Genomic DNA, 19901 nt, shown 5'->3' with positions numbered 1-19901 from the left:
AGCGGGTTACTTCTCCCGCCGCCAGTTGATCGACCCGCGGTTTTCCACGGTGCTCGACTCCACTTCCACGTCGAACCCGCGGCGCAGCAGGTACTTCAGCGTGATCACCGAACCGGCACCGACCAGCGACACGCCGTAGCCGACGTACAGCTTGGGCGAGATGTACTTGCCGACACCGATCACCGAGCCGCCCAGCGCGCGCGACTGGCTCACGCCGGCGTCGTCCAGGCCCAGCTTGGCGCCCAGCTGCGAAGCCAGCAGGCCGCTGCCCGCCGAGAGCGCCGCCGAGGCCGCGTTGACCTGCTGCGCCTGGTCGCTGCTGGCACCGGTCAGGCTGCGTCCCAGCACCAGATAGGCCAGTGCCTCGGACTGCGACATTGCCGGATCGGACCACACGTCCGCGCGCGGCTGCTGCGCACGCCCGGTCACGTCGATGCCGGCGGTGACATCACCGATCCGGCGCTCGGCGCGGATGTTGATGCGCGGGTCGGACACCGCGTTGTAGTTCCAGGTGAGGTTGCCGCGGGTGATGGTCAGGTCCTGCCCATACGCCTTGTAGCGGCCGCTCACTTCCAGGCCGCCATTGGCGGTCATTTCACGGCCGGGCTTGGCCCAGACCTGCATCTTGCCGGTCAGCGCGCCCTTCAGGCCGAACCCGGTCATCTTCACCTTGTCGCCGAGGCTGACCGTCAGGTCCATGTCCAGCGGCGAGGTGCGCGACTCTTCCGGATCGGCCGGGTCCAGCACCACCACGTCTTCGGACACCGAGGTGCCACGGTCCAGGCGCTCCAGGTCGATGTCGGCCTCGGGCACGTGCACGGTGCCACGCAGCTCCATCGCCGCCTTGGCCAACGTGAAGTCGAGGTTGGGGTTGGCGACGATGCGCAGCTCGCTGGTGTTGGACAGCAGCACGTTCTCGCCGTGGATCTTCAGCTGCAGCGGCTGTGCATCACCGAACCACGACAGGCCGCCGTCGACATACAGCGTGCCCTGGCCCGAGTTGGCCTGCGCGGTGATCTTGGCCGAGCCGTCGGGCTGGGCCACGAAGCTGCCCTTGCCCTGGTCGAAGGTCAGGCCAAGCGCGGGGAATTCGCCCTTGAAGTTGCTCAGCTGCGCGTCGCCGCCCAGCGACGGCTGCCCGCGCGTACCGCGCAGGCTGACGTGGCCTTCGATCAGGCCGGTCGGGCGCACGATGTCCGGCGAGAACAGCTCCAGCCAGTACAGCCGCGACATGTTGAGGTAGAGCTCACCGTTCAGCGGTGCACTGGCTTCCCAGCCGGTCTGCATCTTCGCGTCGACGAAGCCATTGCCCTGGAAGCCCATGCCCAGGTAGCCCTTGATGCTGGCTGGGGTCATGTCGAGCTTCAGCGAGAACTGGTCATAGCGCACCAGCTCGCCGCGGGTGGTATCGCCCACGGTGTTGCGGTTCTCGCCCAGGCGCACGCCGCCTTCCTTCGAGCGCACTTCCACATGGCCTTCCCAGGCCGCGCCGCGCGGGCGGATCTGCGCGTCCAGGCTGACGTCGCCGCGCAGGTAGATGCGGCGGCCGGACTGCGGCGGCAGCCACGGCTGCACCAGCGCCAGCGGCAGCGCGTCACTGCGCACCACCAGGCCTTCTCGCGGCCAGTTGGCCTGTGCGCACAGCGCGCCGCTGCTGGCGGCGGCCAGGCAGGCTTCGGACAGGGTGTAGGTGCTGCCGTTGATCGCGAACGCCGCCGGTGCACGCAGCGACCACGCATCACCCTTCACCGGTGCGATGCGCAGCGAGGCCAGCTCGCCACGCCACTGCGCCCCCTGCTGGCGCACGCTGCCCTGCAGCTCGATCGCGCCCATCTCATTGCGGGTCTGCGCAGCCAGGCGCAGGTTGGACACACTGCCCTGCGCATCCACGTTCAAGCGCTCCAGCAGCATGCCGGCGTTGACCTGCTGGCCCTGCACCGCCAGCGTGCCGCTGTCGCCGCGCCACGGCAGGTGGCCCTTGATGCTCACGCTCTCGGCGCCGTAGCCCTCCCAGTTGAGATTGTTGCCGACCAGGTCGGCGGTGATGTCCGGCGCATCGCGCGGCCCCTTCACCTGCACCTGGCCGCGCAGGCCGCCGTCGGCGCCCGGCAGCAGGTCACTCAGCTGCAGCGGTTCGAAACGTGCATCGATGTCGAGGCGGTCGCCGACCTTGCCCGACGCGGTCACCCGGCTGCTGCCCAGCGACAGCTTCAGGTCACCCTGGCCCTGCGCGCCCTGCAGCGCGAACTTGCCCTGTGCATCAAGGTTGCGCTGGCGCAGGATGCCCTTCAGCGACGGCAGGTCGACGGTGGCTTCCAGCGTGCCGGCCGTGCCCGGTGCGGCATTGGCCGGCGGCGGCAGCTGACGGCCCTTGGAGGCCAGGTTGCCGGACAGGCGGCCGTTCCAGCCCGGCACGAAATAGCCGGGGTCGAAGTCCTTCAGCGTGGCCTTGGCGTCCCAGTCCAGCTGCGGCGCCCAGGCCACCTGGCCTTCCACCTGCAGCTGCCCACCCGGCGTCTGCGCCTGCAGCTGGTGGATCGACGCGGCCTGGTCATTGCCGCGTACGTCGAACTGCAGCTGCGCCTTCTGCGCCTCGCGTTCGATCTCGGCACGGCCGATAGCCGCCCAGGCCTTCAGGGTACCGGCCAGGCCGAAGCGTGCTTCCTTCAGGGTGACCGGCACCGGTGCGCTGCCAGCCGTGTTCGGGTCGGGTGCCGGCACGTAGGTCAGATCGCGTGCGACCACCGAGAAATTGAGTTTCTGCTGATCGTCCTGGCTGAAGTCGGCGGTGCCTTCCAGCCGCGCTTCGCCACCGAGGCCCTTCACCAGCAGCGGTGAGACCTTCAGCACCTGGTCCTGCAGCGACACCACCGACGGTGCCAGTTCCAGCTCCTGGTCGCCCTGCTTCACCCTGCCGCGCAGGTTGGCATTGCCGCCCTTGCCGGCGGCGGTGAAGTCCAGCGACAACGGCGCAATCGCCGAGCTCGCCAATGCTGGCGACAACAGCGCCAGATCCAGCTCGTCGCTGCGGATGCGGGCGCTCCAGCTCGGGTCGGTGCGGCCATCGAACACCAGCATCGCGTGCAGCGGCTTCGGCGCGCGCCCGGCTACGGCCACTTCCATGTGCGACAGGTCGCCACGTGCGACCAGGCCCACCGTAGCGGCGGTGCGCCCACGCGGTGCTGGCAGCACCGCCGTCACCGTCACATCGGTGTCGTAGTCCTCGGCCGGAATGTAACGGCCCTGGGCGGTGAAATTGCCCATGTCGCTGTCCACCACCAGTTTGTGCGCCTGGAACTCGCCATTGGCGATCTCGATGCCGCCGCGCACCCGGCTGATGTCGATCACCGGTTCGTTGGCCTGGCTGATGCGGAAGCCGTCGATGGCGATGGCATCGGCCTGGATCGCCAGCGGCATTTCGATCTGCGGCAGCGAATCGGGCCACGACGGCAGCTTGAACGGCTCGTCACTCTTGGCCAGGTTCAACGTCGCGTTGGTCAGCTCCAGCTTGTCCAGCAGCAGCTTGCGGCCCAGCAGCGGGCGCAGGTCCGGCTCCAGGTGCGCACGCTCGGCGTGGAAGTGGATGTCGTCGTAGCGGAAGTCGACGTTGTACAGGGTCAGCGGACCGGCTACCGGGCCTTCCACCTTGTCCCAGGTGAAGCTGGCGCCCACCGGCAGCCGCGCCACCACCTGGGCCAGCAGCACATCGCGGCCGGCCACGGTCTGCAGCAGCCAGTACACCGCCAGCAGGGCCAGCAGCACCACGCCGATCACGCCGACGCCGGACCAGGCCCAGAAGCGGCGGCGTCGGTAGAAGCGCACGCGCGGCGGCGGCGTGTTCGGGGTGGGTGCGGGCGTGCTCACAGGTCCGCTCCGATGTTGAGGTAAAGCTGGAACTGCGAATCCGGGTTGTTCAGGCCATGCGCGATATCCACGCGCACCGGGCCCACCGGCGATTTCCAGCGCACGCCGAAGCCGACGCCGGTGTGCAGGTCAATGGTGTTGTCGAAGGCGCTGCCGGTATCGACGAACACCGCCGCGCCCCACGGGCCGCCATTGAAGTAGTGCTCGTACTCGGCCGAGCCGATCACCAGGTTCTTGGCGCCCAGCGCGTATTTGTCGGGTTTGGGTGTGCGCGGGCCGACTTCGCGGTAGGCGTAACCGCGGATGCTGCGGTCACCGCCCGCGAAGTAGCGCAGGCTCGGCGGCATCGCCACCAGATCGCTGGTCCAGGTGGTACCCCCCTCACCGCGCAGGATCAGGCGGTTGCTTTCACCCACCGGGATGTACCAGCGCAGCACGGCGTTGGCCTGCACGAAGCTGGTGTCCGAGCCGGCACCTTCAACGCCGGCGCGCATTGTCGCAGTACCGCTGATGCCCTTGCGCGGGAACATCTCGTCGTCGACGTTGACGTAGTCGGCAACCATCTGCGGGTACACCAGCGTCGAGGTGTTGTAGACGGCATCGGTGAATTCAGTGCCGGAGGCATAGCGCCAACGCTCGCGCAGTGCGTTGATCGAGGCGATCGCGGTCCAGTGTTCGTTGATCTCGCCGCTGCGGCTGGCGATCAGCTTGAAGTTGCGCAGGTCGATGTAATCGGTCTGCTCGTCATACGCACTGGCGGCGAAGGTGTACCAGCCGTCAAGCCAGTTGAAGGCGGGGATGCGGTAACTGGTCACCAGACTCTTGCGCTTCTGCGCATAGTCCAGCTGCGTGTTCATCTTGTGGCCGCGGTTGTTCAGGAAGCGCCGCTCGATGCCACCGCGTACACCCGGGCCGCTCTCGCTGCCGTAGCTCAGGCCGGCGGTATAGATGGTGCGCTTGGCGCGCGTCAGCTTCACGTCCACCGGCACTTCGCCGTTCTCGTCGGCCTGGTCCGGGCGCGGCTGGATGTCGATCACGCTGAAGTAGTCCAGCTTGGTCAGCGACTCGCGCAGCCGGTCCAGCTTGCCCTCGTGGTAGTAGCTGCCCTGGTCCCAGTAGACCAGTGGATCGAACAGCTTGTCGACGAAGTAGTCCTGCTGGAAGCGCACCGGGCCCATGTTGTAGCGGCGGCCGCTGTCCCAGGTCAGGTCGATGTCGGCGGCGTTGTCGGCGCGGGTGATCTGCACCTGGCGCTGGGTGTAGTCGGCGTCGAAGTAGCCGCGCTCGGCCAGGCGCCGGGTGATGGTGATCTTGCTGGCTTCGTACTGGGTGTGCTCGAAGCGCTGGCCCTTGCGCGGCTTGAACGCGGCCAGGTCATCCTGCAGGTACTGGTCGTACATCGCCGGGCCGGTGATGTCGATGTGCTCGCGGCGCACGGTCACCGGAGTGCCCTTGTCGACATGGATCAGCACACGCACGTGTTCGTCCTCGCGCGGTGCCTCGACCTTGATCACCGGGTTGTAGTACCCGAACGGTTCCAGTGCCTGGCGGGTCTGCCGCTCGGCCTGTGACAGCAGGTATTCCAGGCGCGATTCGCCCTGTTCCTTGCCGATCGTGTCGTACAGCGACAGCGATTCCTGGATGTTCTCGATGATTGCGGCGTCGTCGCCCTTGTCCAATCCCTTGATGTCCACCTTGTCGATGGTGCCGCGCGCGTGGACCACGGAAGTGGCGGCCAACGACAGGACCATCAGCGGCAGGGCGTATTTCTTTGGCTGCATGCGGGACAGCATACCGACCGAAGGTGACGATGCGAAATGCATCACGTCATTCGGGATCGGTTGTTAAGTGGCGGTCAAAATACGCACCTTTGTGGCGATCATCGTGAATGCAGGCGAGGATGCCGGCATCGTGCGCGATGCCGGCAATGACCCCGATGGACATCCACCGGCGATGCGGTGCGCGGGGTAATGCCGGCCAGCGGCCGGCACTACCGATACGGGCATCAGCTCGACAGATGCTCGATCGCCGCGACCTTGCCCAGGCGCTCGCCCAGCATCGTCAGCAGCGCCAGGCGGTTGCCTCGCAGCGCCAGATCGTCCGCATTGACCATCACCCCGTCGAAGAACGCGTCGACCTGCGGGCGCAGGCGCGCCAGGCGTGCCAGCACGGCCACGTAGTCCTTCTGGTGCAGGCTGGCGCCGGTGTCGTCGATGGCGGCGGTGACCGCTTCGGCCAGCGCGCGCTCGGCGTCTTCCTGCAGCAGCGCCGGGTCGATCTGCGCCGGAATGTCGCCCTCGGCCTTGCGCAGGATGTTGCGGATGCGCTTGTTGGCCGCAGCCAGTGCTTCGGCTTCCGGCAGTGCGGCGAAGGTGCCGATCGCATCCAGGCGGCGGTCGAAGTCGTACAGCGAGGCCGGCTTCAGTTCGGCCACCGCGTTGAAGTGCGTGGCCGGCACGCCCTTGTCGCCGTAATAGCCCTTCAGGCGGTCGAGAATGAAGTCGTACAGCTCGCCGACATCGGCCTGCACGTTGCGCGCGGCCAGGCCGGCGTTGGCGCTGGCCAGCAGCGCGCGCAGGTCCAGCTCGAAGCCGCTTTCGATGATCGTGCGGGCCAGGCCCAGCGCATTGCGGCGCAGCGCGAACGGGTCCTTGTTGCCGGTCGGCTTCAGGCCCGCGGCGAAACCACCGGCCAGCGTGTCGACGCGTTCGGCGATGGCCAGCACCTTGCCCAGCGGCGACAGCGCGATGTCATCACCGCCGAAGCGCGGCTGGTAGGCCTCGTCGATGGCCAGCGCCACCTCGGTCGATTCGCCACCGGCCACGGCGTAGTGGCGGCCGGCGATGCCCTGCAGCTCCGGGAACTCGTTGACCATGCGCGACTGCAGGTCGTTCTTGGCCAATTCGGCAGCCCGCCTGGCCTGCACGGCATCGGCACCCACCTGGGGTGCGATCACTTCGGCCAGGGCGGCCACGCGCGCCACCTTGTCGGCCACGCTGCCCAGCTTGGCCTGGTAGGTCACCGTCTTCAGGCCGTCGCCCATCGACGCCAGGCCCTGCTTCAGGTCCTCGTCGAAGAAGAACTTGGCGTCGGCAAAGCGCGGGCGGATCACCCGCTCGTAGCCCTTGGCCACTTCGGCCACGTCCTTCGATTCGATGTTGGCGATGCCGATGAACTTCTCGGTCAGCGTGCCTGCGGCATCCAGCACCGGGAAGAACTTCTGGTTGATCTCCATCGTTTCGATCAGCGCTTCCTGCGGCACTGCCAGGAACGCGCGTTCGAAGCTGCACAGCACCGCCGACGGCCACTCGACCAGGTTCACCACCTGCTCCAGGTTGTCGTCGGTGATGCGGGCGCTGCCACCGGCCCTGGCCGCGGCGGCCTCGACCTCGGCGACGATGCGCGCACGGCGCTCGCGCGGGTCGACCAGCACGAACGCAGCGCGCAGGGCTTCAACGTAGTCCTGCGGCTGCGCCAGCGACACGGTCTGGTCGTGGTGGAAGCGGTGGCCACGGCTGACGCGGCCGGCCTGCAGGCCGAACAGTTCGGCCTCGACCACGTTGGCGCCGTGCAACAGCACCAGCCAGTGCGCCGGGCGCGCGAAGCCCCAGGCGTGGTCGCCCCAGCGCATCGGCTTGGGAATCGGCATTGCCACGATTGCCTCGCGCAGAATCTCCGGCAGCAGGCTGGCAGTGCTCGCGCCCGGGGTCACCGCGCGGTGCACGAAGCGCTCACCCTTGTTGTCGGTGGTCTTCTCCAGCGCGGTCCAGTCGATCCCGGCCTTGGCGGCGAAGCCCTGCAACGCCTTGGTCGGCTGCCCTTCGGCGTCCAGTGCGATGTTCAGGTACGGGCCCAGCACTTCGCTGTGCTGTTCCGGCTGTTCCAGGCCCACACCCGGCAGCAGCACGGCCAGGCGGCGCGGGGTCGACAGCGGGCGTGCATCACCCAGTTCCAGCGCGATGCCGCGCGTGCGCAGGCCTTCGACAACACCGTCGAAGAACGCCTGGGCCAGGCCCGGCAGCGCCTTGACCGGCAGCTCCTCGGTGCCCAGTTCGATCAGCAGGGGGGACAGTTGGCTCATCGGTTCGATCCTGTGGTGGGGGCGCAGCGCGCGACGCGTCCGGCGCCCCGGGTAGTTGATGAAAAGCGGGTGGGTGCGGACGGCCCGTCAGGCCTTCTTCGCGCCCGGGAAGCCCAGCTTCTCGCGCTGCTCGTAGTACGCCTTGGCCACCGCCTGGGCCAGCGCGCGCACGCGCAGGATGTAGCGCTGGCGCTCGGTCACGCTGATCGCGCGGCGTGCATCGAGCAGGTTGAAGGTGTGGCTGGCCTTCATCACCTGCTCGTAGGCCGGCAGCGGCAGGCCCACCTCGACCAGCTTCTGCGCTTCACGCTCGCAGGCATCGAAGCGGTGGAACATTTCGTCCACGTCGGCGTATTCGAAGTTGTAGGTGCTCTGCTCGACTTCGTTCTGGTGGTAGACGTCGCCATAGGTCACCGGTTGCCCGTCCGGGCCGTAGGTCCAGACCAGGTCGTAGACGTTGTCGCAGTTCTGCAGGTACATGCACAGGCGTTCGAGACCGTAGGTGATCTCGCCCAGCACCGGGCGGCACTCCAGGCCACCGGCCTGCTGGAAGTAGGTGAACTGGGTCACTTCCATGCCGTTGAGCCAGACTTCCCAGCCCAGGCCCCAGGCGCCCAGCGTCGGCGATTCCCAGTTGTCCTCGACGAAACGCAGGTCGTGCACCAGCGGGTCGATGCCCAGCGCCTTCAGCGAATCCAGGTACAGCTGCTGGATGTTGTCCGGCGCCGGCTTCATCGCCACCTGGTACTGGTAGTAGCGCTGCAGGCGGTTCGGGTTCTCGCCGTAGCGGCCGTCGGTCGGGCGGCGCGACGGCTGCACGTAGGCCGCGTTCCAGCGTTCCGGACCGATCGCACGCAGGAAGGTGGCCGGGTGGAAGGTACCGGCGCCCACCTCCAGGTCGAGCGGCTGGATGAGCACGCAGCCCTGCTGGGCCCAGAACTGGTTCAGGGTCTGGATCAGGCCCTGGAAGGTGATCGGAACGGTCGGGGTCGCGGACATGCGTACGAGTCTTGGCCGGCAAGGGGGTGCGTTAGTATAACGGCCGACCTGCGGGGCATTCCGTACCCGGGAGGAGCAGGCAGATGGAACATCGGCTGCCGGTGGGCACGCCCGGCGAGCCAGGCGACATCCCGCTGCCGTGGGGCCGCCTGCATTTCGAACAGGTCTGCGCAGCGCTGCTGGCCGATGGCCTGGTGGCCGAGCACGACGTCGAGCGCATGCGGTTTTCCGCACAGGGCGCGCGCAACGCCAGTGAAGTGCACCCGCTGGTGTTGCTGTCCAACCTCAAGCTGGCCGCCCGCGACGGTGGCGAACTGACCCTGGAACGCCTGACCGAATGGCTGGCCCGGCGCACCGGCAGCCGCTACCTGCGCATCGATCCGACCCGGGTCGACGTCGCTGCGGTTACCGCGCTGGTCTCCCATGCCTACGCCCGCCGCCACCGCTTCCTGCCGCTGGCGGTGGATGCCGAACGGGTGCTGGTGGCCACCAGCGAGCCGCTGGTGCAGGAGTGGCGCCGCGACCTGCAGCACCTGACCCGCCGCAGCATCGAGCTGGCGGTGGTCAATCCGCTCGACCTGCACCGCTACACCATGGAGTTCTACGGGGTGACCCGCTCGGTGCGTGGCGCGCGCGGCGATGTCCGCGGCGAAGCCAGCACCACCCTGCCCAGCTTCGAGCAGCTGGTCGAGCTGGGCCGTACCGGCGACGTCAATGCCGACGACCAGCACATCGTGCACATCGTCGACTGGCTGCTGCAATATGCCTACGAACAGCGCGCCTCGGACATCCACCTGGAACCGCGCCGCGAGATGGGGCGCATGCGCTTCCGCATCGATGGCGTGCTGCACAAGGTCTTCGAGGTGCCACCGGCGGTGATGACCGCCGTGGTCAGCCGCATCAAGGTGCTCGGCCGCATGGACCTGGCCGAACGCCGGCGCCCGCAGGACGGCCGCATCAAGACCCGCTCGCCGGGCGGCCGCGAGGTCGAGATGCGCCTGTCGACCATGCCCACCGCCTTCGGCGAGAAGTGCGTGATGCGCATCTTCGACCCGGATGCCGCCTTCAAGAGCATCGACCAGCTGGGTTTCAGTCCGCAGGAGGCCGCCGGCTGGAATGCACTGGTCGAACGCCCGCACGGCATCGTGCTGGTCACCGGCCCGACCGGCTCAGGCAAGACCACCACCCTGTATTCCACGCTGAAGCGGCTGGCCACGCCGGACGTGAACGTGTGCACCGTGGAGGACCCGATCGAGATGATCGCGCCCGAGTTCAACCAGATGCAGGTGCAGGCCAACATCGACCTGGACTTCGCCAGCGGCGTGCGCACCCTGCTGCGGCAGGACCCGGACATCATCATGATCGGCGAGATCCGCGATCTGGAAACCGCGCAGATGGCGGTGCAGGCCTCGCTGACCGGCCATCTGGTGCTGTCCACGCTACATACCAACGACGCGCCGTCGGCGGTCACCCGCCTGCTCGACCTGGGCGTGCCGCACTACCTGCTGGCCAGCACCCTCAACGGCATCCTCGCCCAGCGCCTGGTGCGCACCCTGTGCCCGCACTGCAAGCAGCCGCACACCCTTGGTGCTGCCGACTGGGCGGTGCTGGCTGATAGCCAAGCTGCATATCCAGATGCCGCCACGCCCTGTCGGCCGGTTGGTTGCCTGGAGTGCCGGCGCACCGGATTCCTCGGCCGCATCGGCCTGTATGAGTTGCTGCCATTGGGCTCGCGGCTGCGTGGGCAGATCCGCGCCGACATGGATCTGGCCGGTTTCACCCGTGCCGCGCGGGCTGAAGGGCTGCGAACCCTGCGCCAGGCCGGGCTTGAAAAGGTGGCGCAGGGGCTGACTACAATCGAGGAAGTCCTGTCAGTCCTGCCGCCCCCGGATGAACCCAGCCCCGTTCCTGATCCTTGAAACCGGCCGCCCGGTGCCGTCGCTGCGCCGCTACGGGCGCTTCCCGCACTGGATCCGGGTGGCCGCCGGGCTGGAAGAGCACGAGACGGTGGTGGTCGATGTCGAACACGGGGATGCCCTGCCCGACCCGCATGCCTTCGCCGGCGTGCTGGTGACCGGCTCGGCCGCCTTCGTCACCGACCACGCCGAATGGAGTGAGCGCAGTGCCGCATGGCTGCGCCAGGCCGCCCACGACGACTTGCCCGTGTTCGGTATCTGCTACGGGCACCAGCTGCTGGCGCACGCGCTGGGTGGCGAGGTGGCCTACAACCCGGCCGGGCGCGAGTCGGGCACGATCGAACTGGAGCTGCAGCCGCAGGCCGCGCAGGACCCGCTGTTCCAGGGCCTGCCGCAGCACTTCGCCGCCCACGCCACCCACCTGCAGACCGTGTTGCGCGCGCCTGACGGTGCCGAAGTACTGGCACGCTCGCCGCTGGATGGCTGCCATGCCTTCCGCTGGGGGCGCCAGGCCTGGGGCGTGCAGTTCCACCCCGAGTTCGCCACCCACCACATGCGCGGCTACGTGCGTGCCCGTGCCGACTGCATCGGCCGCCATGGCGGCTGTGCCCGCAGCATCGAGCGCGCGGTCAGCGCCGCACCGCTGGCGCGCCAGCTGCTGCGCCGCTTCGTTCGCCAGGCGCGGCTGTCTTCAGCCCAGCCGGCGGCAAAACAGGGATAATCGGCGGCACGGGCAAGCGCCCGGCCCCCTCCTGTCCTTCCCGGATGTCCATGAAAGAGATTCGCAAGCTGCCGGCCTCGGCGGGCGCCCAGTGGTTGCTGGATACGTTCTCGCTGTATCGGCGTGCGCCGCTGCAGCTGGCCCGGATCGGTCTGACCTGGCTGCTGGTGAGCTGGGTGGTCACCCTGTTGTCGACGCTGATTCCCGGCGCTGCCGGCATGGCCGTGCAGCTGATGACCCTGGCCATCTCGCCGATCATGTTCGGCGGCATGCTGTACGCCGTGGGTGAGATCGACGAAGGTCGCCCGGGCCTGGCCTCGCACCTGCTGCAGCCGATCCGCGACCACCGCGTCAGCCACCTGCTGGTGCCGCTGGCGATCCAGGTGCTGGCGGTGCTGCTGCTGGGCGCGCTGCTCTTCCTGATGATCGGCCGCGAAGGCTTCACCGCCTTCAGCGAGGTCATGACCAAGATGGAAGAGATCAGCCGCAGTGGCCAGCAGATCAAGCCGGACGATGCCGCGGCGCTGGTGGCCAACCTGCCGGCCAAGCGCATCGCACTGTGGATGCTGCTGGTGTTCCTGAGCGCGGTCGCACTGTCGCTGGCAATGTTCACCCAGCCGGCGCTGGTGGTGTTCGACAAGCAGAGCGGCATGCACGCGCTGCGCCTGAGCCTGCAGGGCTGCATCGAGAACATCGGCGCGATGATCGTGTTCGCCGTGCTCGGCCTGATCGCCGCGTTCTGCATCTACATCCTGTTCGTGATCGTGATCCAGATCGCGATGCTGATCGGCGGCCCGCTGGCCGCCGCCTTCATCGCCCAGCTGGTGCTGACCACGGTGCTGATGCCGCTGTATGTCGGCGCGGTCTACGCCGCGTGGAAGCAGATGTTCGTGCACCGTGGCAGCCGCGCCGCACCGCCGATCCCGACCACGCCGACCTCGAGCGACATCTTCCACGCCTGATGAAAAAAGGGGACGGAGGGGATTAAGTCGTTAGCTGCACACACTGGGCATAAACGACTTAATCCCCTCCGTCCCCTTTTTTCTTTCAGGCGGCGGGCTTCTTGACTGCCGACGACGGCACCAGCCAGCGTGCGGCGTGGATGCCCAGCTCATAGAGCAGGCACATCGGGATCGCCAGCATCAGCTGCGAAACCACGTCCGGCGGGGTCAGCACCGCCGCCAGCACGAAGATGCCGACGATCGCGTAGCCGCGGCCTTCCTTGAACTGCTGCGGCGTCACCCAGCCCAGCAGCACCAGGATCACCATCGCCACCGGCAGTTCGAAGCTGCCGCCGAAGGCGAAGAAGATCGCCAGCACGAAATCCAGGTAGGCATTTGCATCCGGGGTGATCGCAATCACGTCCGGGCTGAAGGTGGTGAGGAAGTGGAACACCGCCGGCAGCACCAGGAAGTAGGCAAAGGCACAGCCGGTGTAGAACAGCAGCACCGAGGACACCAGCAGCGGCACCGCCAGGCGCTTCTCGCGCGCATACAGGCCGGGCGCGACGAAGGCCCACAGCTGGTACAGCAGCCACGGCACCGCCACGAACAGGGCAACGAAGAAGGTCAGCTTCAACGGCGCGAAGAAGGCGCCGGCCGGATTGGTGGCAATCATCGTCTGCCCGTTCGGCAGCTGCGAGACCAGCGGCTCGGCCAACGCGTTGTACAGCTTCTGGGTGAACGGCAGCAGCGCCAGCAGCACCACGCCCAGGCCCAGCAATGCGCGCACCAGGCGGCCGCGCAGTTCCACCAGATGTTCGACCAGCGAGCTCTCGCCGAAATCCTGTTCACTCATGGCTGGCGCTCCGTGCGCGGCGGCGGCGGCGCACCGGCTTCAGGGGGTGTCGCCGGCGTCGGCTCGGGAGCGACGCCCTCCTGTACCGGTGCATCGGCACGGGTCAGGCCGCTCATATGCGGCGGCAGATCCGCAGGCGCCGGTGCGCGTACCTCCTGCGCCAGCGTATCGCCCTGCTGCTGCGCCTCCTGCGCTTCGCGACGGATCGCTTCGCCGCTGGCACGCAGCTGGTTCTCGGTGTCCTGCATGCCCTGGCGAACGTCCTGCATCTGCCGCTTGATCTCCTCGGCCTGCAGTTCGCGCTCCAGTTCCTGTTTCACCGAATCCCATTGATTGCGGGCGCGACGCACCCACAGGCCGGCAAAGCGGGCCGCCTTGGGCAGGCGCTCGGGACCGAGCACCACCAGGGCGACCACGGCGATCACCAGCAGTTCGCTGAAGCCGATATCAAACACCGCGACCGCTCCGGATCAGCGAGGGGTGCGGTCGTGCTCGTCCTGCGCGGTGCGCGAGGCGTCCTGGCTGCGCGACTCGTCGCCCAGCTGCGCGTTCGGCTTGTCGTCGTCGCGCATGCCCTTCTTGAATTCCTTGACCGCCGAACCGAGGTCCTTGGCGCCACTGGTCAGGCGCTTGGTGCCGAACACCAGCAGGACGATGGCCAGCACGACCAACCAATGCCAGATGCTGAAACTGCCCATAAAGACGCTCGTTACGTTAGTGATCAGGCTGTCGAGCATAGCGCACCGGCTGTTAGCCGGCGCGCGTGACGAAAGTCAGTTTCCGCCCAGCGTTTCCGTGCGGATTTCGCCGTCGTTGACCGGCTGGAAGCCCTGCTGCTGCGGCGGCGGGTTCTGCGGAACGTTCTGCAGCGGCGCGGTGGTGGCTTCGGCCGGGGCCGCCGGTGCTGCCTGAACAGGCGCAGGCACAGGGGCGGCAGCCGGGGCCGGCGCCGGGCGCGGCGCATTGCCACCGTTGCCGTTGCGGTTGTTGCGGGCGGCGTAGGTGGCCTCTTCCAGACGATCACGGAAGGCGACCACGTCCATCGACGGCGAACCGACGGCGCGACCTTCGAAGATCATGCGCGGCGTGGTGTTGCTGCCGTAGGCGTCAAGGTTGGCGGCATCGTCGATCTGCAGCACCGCGCCATCCAGCGCAACACCGGCGAACAGGCCGCGCGCGCGCGACCACGACCAGATCTCGGCCTTCAGCTGGCCGTCGGTGGCGGCGGCGGCATTGCGGCCGACCGGACCGGCGGCAACGCCGGCATCGGCGCCAAGCGTGAACTTGCCATTGACCAGGTTGTCCAGGCTGCGGTCGTTGCGGAACACCAGCACTACGTCGGAAGACTGGACGCCGGCCTGGAAGCCGATGCTGCCACCGGTCAGCTTGACGAATACCGGGCTGGACCAGGCGCCATTGGGCATGCGCACCGACATCAGCCCGTGGCCGCGACGACCGCCAATGACCAGGCCGGCCTTGATCGTGTCGGGAATGACGATGACCGCGCGGCCTTCGTCGAGCAACTTGTCCGGAATTCCCTGTTCAGGGATTTCCTGGATCTCCGCCAGCACCCGCACGGCATTGCGGGCGCGCTGGTCTTCCTGCGGTCCGGCCATGGCCTGGCTGGACAGCAGGCTGGCGGCGATCAGCAGGGCTTGGATCGGGCGACGCATGGCAGGCTCCAGAAGTCAGTCCATAGGAAGATATAGCAAGTGACTGAAATTAGTAGTGTTGTCATGAATCCCCAATGAGCGTTCCCTGCTCACATAGATGCGCGCTATGCCAGCAATCCGAACCCTGCATCCCGGCGCGGCACCGGATCGGCGACAATGCACCCCATGCTCGACGCACCCGATACCGCCGTGCTGGCGGTCAACCTAGGCACGCCCGATACGCCGACGGCCCCCGCCGTACGCCGTTACCTGGCCGAATTCCTGTCCGACCGCCGCGTGGTCGCGATCCCGCCACTGCTGTGGCAGCCGCTGCTGCGCGGACTGATCCTGCCGCTGCGCAGCAGTCGTTCGGCGGCCAAGTACGCCCAGGTCTGGCTGCCGGATGGCTCACCGCTGATGGTCCATACCCGGCAGCTGGCGCAGGCGATGCAGGCCCTGCTGCCAACCCTGAAAGTGCGCCACGCAATGCGCTATGGCGAACCGGCCCTGGCCCACGAGCTCGACCGCCTCGCCGCCGAAGGCGCACGCCGCATCGTGGTGCTGCCGCTGTACCCGCAGTACTCCACCACCACCACCGCCTCGGTCGAGGACCGCGTCGACGCCTGGCAGCGGCGCAACCCGGGCGTGACCGTCAGTCTGGTACGCGACTACTCGGTCGACCCGGGCTGGGTCGAGGCCGTTGCCGGCTCGATCCGCCGCTACTGGGAACAGCACGGCCGCAGCCAGAAACTGATGTTCTCCTTCCACGGCATCCCGCAGCGCCTGGCCGACGCGGGTGATCCGTATCCGCAGCGCTGCGAGGCCAGCGCGCAGGCCATCGCCAACGCGCTGGGCCTGGGCAAGGACGACTGGCAGATGGGTTACCAGTCGCGCTTCGGCCGCGAGCGCTGGCTGCAGCCTTACGCTGAGCCGAGCCTGTGGGCGTTGGCCGAATCCGGTGTGAAGCAGATCGACGTGGTCTGCCCCGGCTTCGCCACCGATTGCCTGGAAACGCTGGAAGAAGTCGCGATGGGCTTCACCGAAACGCTGGCCGAACGTGGCGCGACGATGCGCTACATCCCCTGCCTCAATGCCGAACCGGAACACGCGCGCGCCCTGGCACGACTGGCCGTGGCCTCGCTGGCATGAGTCTGCAACCCTTTGAACTCGAGGTGGGCGGCACCCGCGTCGCCGGCCTGCGCAACAGCGGCGACGGCCCGCGCGTGCTGGCCCTGCATGGCTGGCTCGACAATGCCGCCAGCTTCGTGCCGCTGGCGCCGCACCTGGCGTCGCTGCAGCTGGTGGCGATCGACCTGCCCGGCCATGGCCACAGCGCGCACCTGCCGGCCGGTGCCAGCTACACCACGGCGGCCGCGATCTGCCACGTGCTTGATGTGGCCGACGCCCTGGGCTGGGACCGCTTCAGCCTGCTCGGCCATTCGATGGGCGCCGGCATCGCCAGCCTCACCGCCTCGGTCAGCGACCGCGTCGAGCGCCTGGTGGCGATCGAAGCTCTCGGCGGCCTGCGCGGCCCCGAAGAAGAGACCGCCCATCGCCTGCGCGAGCACGTGAACGCAACCCGTGCGTTGGCGCGCAAGCAGCTGCGCGTGTTCCCCGACCTGGCCGCGCCGATCCGCGCACGGATGATGACCAACCAGCTCAGCGAACCGTGCGCACGACTGCTGGTCGAGCGCGGCGTGGAACCGGTCGAAGGCGGGTATCGCTGGTGCAGCGATCCGCGCCTGATGCTGCCCACCGCGATCCGCCTCAGCGAGGGCCAGATCGACAACCTGCTGCAGGCCATCGCCTGCCCGACACAGGTGATCTATGCCACGCCGGCGCAGTCGTATTATCCCGAGCCGATGCGCAGCGATCGCCTGCAGCACCTGCGGGATGGCCGGCTGGCAGTGTTTCCCGGCAACCATCACCTGCACATGGAAGATCCGGAACAGATCGCAGGCGTGATCCTGCACTTCTTCAGCAACGACAACGCCGGCTGAGCGCAGGCGTCCGCGCGCTTCACTCCGCGCGTTTGCGGCCGATACATCAGTTGTGGGCCCCTGCGCCCGCTGCACGCGGGCCCGGTCGGTCCTGCGGCATGTGTCTGGTTCTGCAAGGAAGTCCGCATGCCCGCTCTGCTGCACCGTCACCCACAGGATGTGGCCGCGGTGTCCCGTCTCCGCGTCGCTGATCGCGCCGCATCCCTCGAATTCCCGGCACCCGCCCTCGTCACGCCCTGCTGCGTGCGTTGCGGCGTGCTCGTTGTCGTCTGCTGACCCAGGAGCCTCCGATGTCCATTGCATCCGCCCGTCCCCCCGATACCGCCCGCCTGTCGCACCTGCAACAGCTCGCCCGCGGTGCTGACCGCCGCCTGCTGACCGGCAGCGCGGCACTGGCCGTGACCGGGCTGGTGCTGGCCCTGCGCGGTCCGCACGGTGTGGCCGCCGCGTTGGCCGCGGGCGCTGTGCTGCCCGCCTTGTGGCTGGCCGGTCCGCTGGCAGGCCGCGGCATCGCCCGCAACGCCCTGGCAATCCTGGTGGCGCTGCAGCTGGCCCTGTTGTCCGCGATCACCGGCCTGTCGCCGGCGTTGCCGATCGCCCTGCTGCTGGGCGTGCTGCTGGACCATCGCGATCGTCTGCCGGTGTGGCTGGCCGGTAGCATCGGCACGCTTGCACTGCTGGCCCCGCTGCCGGCCGGTGCTGCGGTGGGGCCGGCGCTGCTGCAGGCCGCGATGCTGGCCGGCCTGACCCTGTTCCTTGGCCAGGTCGCACTGCGGCTCCGCCAGCAGACCGAAGCACTCGGCCACGGTCCCCGCCGGCTGGCCGCGCTGGCGCGCGACATCGCCACCGGCGCCGATCTTGGTGCACATGCTGACACCACCGCCTACGCACCGGGTTCGCTGGCCCATGCGCTGGCCGACACCGCACGCCATGTGCAGGCCCAGCGTGGACGCGAAGCGGAGGCACACGCCGAGAACGCGCAGATCCGCCAGGCCCTCGATGCCTCGCGCACCGCGATGATGATTGCCGACAACGATCACGTGATCCGCTACGTGAACCGCTCGGTGGTGGCCCTGCTGCGCAACCAGCAGGCAACGTTGCGCCAGGCCTTCCCCGATTTCGATGCCGAGCGCCTGGTCGGTAGCAGCATTCATCGCTTCCACGCCAACCCGGACCGGATCCGCGCCATCCTCAATGGCCTGCAGGTCAGCCACAACGGCAAGGTACAGATCGGCCCGGTGCACTTCGCACAGGTGGTTACTCCGGTCTTCGACGCACAGGGCGTGCGCCTGGGCTTTGCCGTGGAGTGGCATGACCGTACCCATGAGCTCGCCTTGGAGAACGCCGTCGCCGGCATCGTCGCGGCCGCCGCCGCCGGCGACCTCGACCAGCGCCTGCAGGCAACCGAAGGTGCCAGCTTCCTCGATGGCCTCACCGGTGGCATCAACCAGCTGCTGGATACGTTGGGCAGTACGGTTGACGAGGTGCGGCAGATGCTCTCGGCGCTGGCCAGCGGCGATCTCGATCGACGCATGCATGGCGAGTATCACGGCGCCTTTGCCGCGATCCAGCGCGATGCCAACGCCACCGCCGGCCAGCTGGCGCGCATGGTGGGCCGTATCCAGCAGTGCGCGTCCTCGATCAGCACCGCTGCCAGCGAAATCGCTGCGGGCAATGGCGCGCTGTCCGAGCGCAGCGAGCGCCAGGCAGCGCACCTGCAGGAAACCGCCGCTTCGATGGAAGAGCTGACTGCCACCGTGCGCCAGAACGCTGCCCATGCGCGCGAGGCGAGCCAGCTGGCGATCACCACCCAGAGCGCCGCCAGCGACGGCAACGTCGCCATGCAGCGGGTCGTCGACACCATGCAGGCGATCGAGGGAGCCTCGAAGCGGATCGGCGACATCACTGGCGTGATCGATGGCATCGCCTTCCAGACCAATATCCTCGCGCTCAACGCGGCAGTGGAGGCCGCCCGTGCCGGCGAGCAGGGCCGTGGCTTCGCGGTGGTGGCCAGCGAGGTGCGCGTGCTGGCGCAGCGCTCCGCCGCTGCGGCTCAAGAAATCAAGAAGCTGATCGATGAGGCAGGTCGCCAGGTGGGCGAAGGCGCCCAGCTGGTGGCCGATGCGGGCCAGCGGATGCAGGGCATTGTCGGGGGCGTTGAGAATGTCAGCCACCTGATGCACGAGATCTCGGCGGCCTCGCAGGAGCAGTCGGTCGGCATCGAGCAGATCAACCAGACCGTGGTGCAGATGGACCAGGCGACGCAGCAGAATGCCGCGCTTGTGGAGGAAGCCACCGCGGCCGCACGCGAGCTGCAATTGCAGGCGGGTACGCTTACCGAGGCGGTATCGGTGTTCCGCCAGCAGGAACCGCACGAGGTCTCGCGGGCCGCCTGATCCGGGCCTGCAGTTCCATCCCGGTCAAGACGGCGCCCGCAGGGCGCCGTTTTTTTTGCCTGCTTTTGCGTGATGGGTCAGGAAAGTCCGCTTCCGGACCTGCCGTGAGGAGCGGCCAACCCTGGCTGGCGCCGCATCCACACACGGCGTGGATCTACTGTGCGCCCGCATGCCCTCGGTAGTCGCCAACCTTGGTTGGCGCTGGGGCTGCCCGCGGAGAATATCCACGCATGGCGTGCATCTACCGGCCGGTGTGCAGCTATGGCGGTGCCGGCCGGCGGCCGGCACTACCCGCATGTTCTGCGCACAAAGAAAAACCCCGCTGCGCAAGCAGCGGGGTTTTGGGTATAAACCCTGGCGATGACCTACTCTCGCATGGCTTGAGCCACACTACCATCGGCGCAGCTGCGTTTCACTTCCGAGTTCGGGATGGGATCGGGTGGTTCCACAGCGCTAATTTCACCAGGGAGGCTTT

At 68.0% G+C, this 19901-nt stretch carries 14 protein-coding genes and 1 rRNA gene; 6 read left to right on the top strand and 9 right to left on the bottom strand.

Annotation, left to right across the window (positions count from 1 at the left end; all coding sequences use genetic code 11):
- Positions 1-6 precede the first annotated feature (6 nt).
- The 4 genes from VG556_RS10635 to glyQ all read right to left on the bottom strand — a co-directional run bounded on the left by VG556_RS10635 (position 7) and on the right by glyQ (position 8944).
- Positions 7-3864 carry a translocation/assembly module TamB domain-containing protein gene (locus tag VG556_RS10635; RefSeq protein WP_100450813.1) on the bottom strand — a complete coding sequence of 1286 codons (3858 nt, stop codon included), beginning with the start codon at positions 3862-3864 and terminating at the stop codon, positions 7-9.
- On the bottom strand, positions 3861-5657 hold the full coding sequence (locus VG556_RS10630) for an autotransporter assembly complex protein TamA (protein ID WP_041863976.1): 1797 nt from the start codon (positions 5655-5657) through the stop codon (positions 3861-3863). The genes VG556_RS10635 and VG556_RS10630 overlap by 4 nt, the downstream gene beginning before the upstream one ends.
- Before the next feature lie 212 nt (positions 5658-5869).
- Positions 5870-7945 carry a glycine--tRNA ligase subunit beta gene (gene glyS / locus VG556_RS10625; RefSeq protein WP_100450814.1) on the bottom strand — a complete coding sequence of 692 codons (2076 nt, stop codon included), beginning with the start codon at positions 7943-7945 and terminating at the stop codon, positions 5870-5872.
- A gap of 87 nt (positions 7946-8032) precedes the next feature.
- On the bottom strand, positions 8033-8944 hold the full coding sequence (gene glyQ / locus VG556_RS10620; protein ID WP_014648902.1) for a glycine--tRNA ligase subunit alpha: 912 nt from the start codon (positions 8942-8944) through the stop codon (positions 8033-8035).
- 83 nt (positions 8945-9027) lie between these two features.
- Between glyQ and VG556_RS10615 the strand changes: the two genes are divergently transcribed.
- The 3 genes from VG556_RS10615 to VG556_RS10605 are packed head-to-tail and all read left to right on the top strand — an operon-like array spanning position 9028 to position 12543.
- Complete coding sequence (locus tag VG556_RS10615) at positions 9028-10863, top strand: GspE/PulE family protein (protein WP_014648903.1); 1836 nt, start codon at positions 9028-9030, stop codon at positions 10861-10863.
- Positions 10835-11581, top strand: a complete 747-nt coding sequence (locus VG556_RS10610; protein ID WP_014648904.1) for a glutamine amidotransferase — start codon at positions 10835-10837, stop codon at positions 11579-11581. The genes VG556_RS10615 and VG556_RS10610 overlap by 29 nt, the downstream gene beginning before the upstream one ends.
- Before the next feature lie 50 nt (positions 11582-11631).
- Positions 11632-12543, top strand: a complete 912-nt coding sequence (locus tag VG556_RS10605; RefSeq protein WP_014648905.1) for a BPSS1780 family membrane protein — start codon at positions 11632-11634, stop codon at positions 12541-12543.
- Between the two features lie 85 nt (positions 12544-12628).
- Here the strand turns inward: VG556_RS10605 and tatC are convergent, their stop codons facing one another.
- From tatC to VG556_RS10585, 4 genes are all read right to left on the bottom strand, one after another.
- Positions 12629-13378, bottom strand: a complete 750-nt coding sequence (gene tatC / locus VG556_RS10600) for a twin-arginine translocase subunit TatC (protein ID WP_005420449.1) — start codon at positions 13376-13378, stop codon at positions 12629-12631.
- Positions 13375-13833 (bottom strand): Sec-independent protein translocase protein TatB, encoded by a 459-nt coding sequence (gene tatB, locus VG556_RS10595; protein WP_032957854.1) that lies wholly within the window; start codon positions 13831-13833, stop codon positions 13375-13377. The genes tatC and tatB overlap by 4 nt, the downstream gene beginning before the upstream one ends.
- A gap of 15 nt (positions 13834-13848) precedes the next feature.
- Positions 13849-14076 (bottom strand): Sec-independent protein translocase subunit TatA, encoded by a 228-nt coding sequence (gene tatA / locus VG556_RS10590; protein WP_014648907.1) that lies wholly within the window; start codon positions 14074-14076, stop codon positions 13849-13851.
- Between the two features lie 75 nt (positions 14077-14151).
- Positions 14152-15051, bottom strand: coding sequence for a lipid-binding SYLF domain-containing protein (locus tag VG556_RS10585; protein ID WP_046433307.1), 900 nt, complete (start codon positions 15049-15051; stop codon positions 14152-14154).
- Between the two features lie 165 nt (positions 15052-15216).
- On the opposite strand from VG556_RS10585, the gene hemH reads away from it, so the two are divergent.
- The 3 genes from hemH to VG556_RS10570 all read left to right on the top strand — a co-directional run bounded on the left by hemH (position 15217) and on the right by VG556_RS10570 (position 19426).
- A complete protein-coding gene (hemH, locus tag VG556_RS10580; RefSeq protein ID WP_046433311.1) occupies positions 15217-16179 on the top strand; it encodes a ferrochelatase in 963 nt (320 codons plus the stop codon).
- Positions 16176-17030 (top strand): alpha/beta fold hydrolase, encoded by an 855-nt coding sequence (locus tag VG556_RS10575; protein WP_032957858.1) that lies wholly within the window; start codon positions 16176-16178, stop codon positions 17028-17030. The genes hemH and VG556_RS10575 overlap by 4 nt, the downstream gene beginning before the upstream one ends.
- 290 nt (positions 17031-17320) lie before the next feature.
- The gene (locus VG556_RS10570; RefSeq protein ID WP_049404566.1) at positions 17321-19426 is read left to right on the top strand and encodes a methyl-accepting chemotaxis protein; all 2106 of its coding nucleotides are present in this window, start codon (positions 17321-17323) and stop codon (positions 19424-19426) included.
- A 352-nt stretch (positions 19427-19778) separates the two neighbouring features.
- Here VG556_RS10570 and rrf read toward each other — a convergent pair.
- A 5S ribosomal RNA gene (gene rrf, locus VG556_RS10565) occupies positions 19779-19893 on the bottom strand.
- Between the last annotated feature and the right edge of the window lie 8 nt (positions 19894-19901).

Source organism: Stenotrophomonas sp. CASM106 (assembly GCF_049384825.1).
Taxonomy (GTDB): domain Bacteria; phylum Pseudomonadota; class Gammaproteobacteria; order Xanthomonadales; family Xanthomonadaceae; genus Stenotrophomonas; species Stenotrophomonas muris.
This window is presented reverse-complemented; position numbering and strand designations above follow the sequence as displayed.

Coding starts and splice junctions, on each gene's coding strand:
- VG556_RS10570 (WP_049404566.1), top strand. CDS start 17,321: ATGTCCATTGCATCCGCCCGTCCCCCCGATACCGCCCGCCTGTCGCAC.
- tatC (WP_005420449.1), bottom strand. CDS start 13,378: ATGAGTGAACAGGATTTCGGCGAGAGCTCGCTGGTCGAACATCTGGTG.
- tatA (WP_014648907.1), bottom strand. CDS start 14,076: ATGGGCAGTTTCAGCATCTGGCATTGGTTGGTCGTGCTGGCCATCGTC.
- VG556_RS10630 (WP_041863976.1), bottom strand. CDS start 5,657: ATGCTGTCCCGCATGCAGCCAAAGAAATACGCCCTGCCGCTGATGGTC.
- VG556_RS10585 (WP_046433307.1), bottom strand. CDS start 15,051: ATGCGTCGCCCGATCCAAGCCCTGCTGATCGCCGCCAGCCTGCTGTCC.
- glyQ (WP_014648902.1), bottom strand. CDS start 8,944: ATGTCCGCGACCCCGACCGTTCCGATCACCTTCCAGGGCCTGATCCAG.
- glyS (WP_100450814.1), bottom strand. CDS start 7,945: ATGAGCCAACTGTCCCCCCTGCTGATCGAACTGGGCACCGAGGAGCTG.
- hemH (WP_046433311.1), top strand. CDS start 15,217: ATGCTCGACGCACCCGATACCGCCGTGCTGGCGGTCAACCTAGGCACG.
- VG556_RS10575 (WP_032957858.1), top strand. CDS start 16,176: ATGAGTCTGCAACCCTTTGAACTCGAGGTGGGCGGCACCCGCGTCGCC.
- VG556_RS10605 (WP_014648905.1), top strand. CDS start 11,632: ATGAAAGAGATTCGCAAGCTGCCGGCCTCGGCGGGCGCCCAGTGGTTG.
- VG556_RS10615 (WP_014648903.1), top strand. CDS start 9,028: ATGGAACATCGGCTGCCGGTGGGCACGCCCGGCGAGCCAGGCGACATC.
- VG556_RS10610 (WP_014648904.1), top strand. CDS start 10,835: ATGAACCCAGCCCCGTTCCTGATCCTTGAAACCGGCCGCCCGGTGCCG.